We start from the raw sequence: 869 nt of genomic DNA on the forward strand, positions 1-869 counted from the left end.
AAACAGCAACACGCCAAGTTCTTGTTCCACTTGACGCACACCATAGCTGATGGCCGAAGGCACTTTGTGCAGCACCTCAGCGGCGGCAGTAAAACTGCCTAAACGAGCGACGGTATCCAACATTTCTAGACGACGGTTTGAAACACAGCCTACCTTTCAAAAATTTTGATTGATAACCACGAATTTTAGCGTTTTATTTTATCAAATGCGAAAAATAGAATAGCAGGGCATATAAATCAGGGTTGGCGCCAACTGATCACAAAACATTTGTAGTGAAAAAATTGAATGGAATAACTATGAACATTTCAAAATTACAGCTTGTGTATCATTGCAGCCCTCTCGATGCTCGGCTTTGTCGCAACAGACATGTATCTCCCTGCCTTTAAAGCGATGGAAATCGACTTTATGACCGGACCAGAGTCAGATCGCGCTCTCTTTAACCGTTTTCTTGGTCGGCATGGCAGTCGGTCAACTGCTTTGGGGCCTTGCCTCTGATAAGTTTGGCCACCGTAATACCTTGGCAGCTGGCCTTGCTCTGTTTACGCTGGCCTCATTGGGTTGGTCGTTCAGTGATCAAGTTGGCAACTGCTCAGCTTGCGTTTTGTGCAAGCGATCGGGTGTGCCGCGCCGGCCGTGATCTGGCAAGCCRTGGTCATCAAACGTTCACTACCTAGCAGTAGCCAACAATTTTGCTACCATTATGCCGCTGGTGGCGCTTTCTCCTGCGCTCGCCCTCAGTTGGGTGTTGTATTAGCAGATAGCTTTGGTTGGCACAGTATTTTTGTTGCGTTAACAGTACTGGGATTGGTCTTGGTTGCGGCAACAATGGCACAGCCTAGYGTCGCTAATGAGCCAAAGCAAAGCAGTGT

Annotated in this window: 1 protein-coding gene and 1 pseudogene; one reads left to right on the forward strand and one right to left on the reverse strand. The window is 47.8% G+C overall.

Going from position 1 to position 869, the window contains the following annotated elements:
• On the reverse strand, nucleotides 1-123 hold a 123-nt coding region (locus tag CIK04_RS29445), incomplete at its 3' end, for a LysR family transcriptional regulator (RefSeq protein WP_128824757.1).
• A gap of 173 nt (nucleotides 124-296) precedes the next feature.
• On the opposite strand from CIK04_RS29445, the pseudogene CIK04_RS29450 reads away from it, so the two are divergent.
• Nucleotides 297-869, forward strand: a pseudogene (locus CIK04_RS29450) (MFS transporter); the annotation flags it as partial.

The sequence above is a fragment of the Vibrio sp. 03_296 genome, from assembly GCF_002265885.1.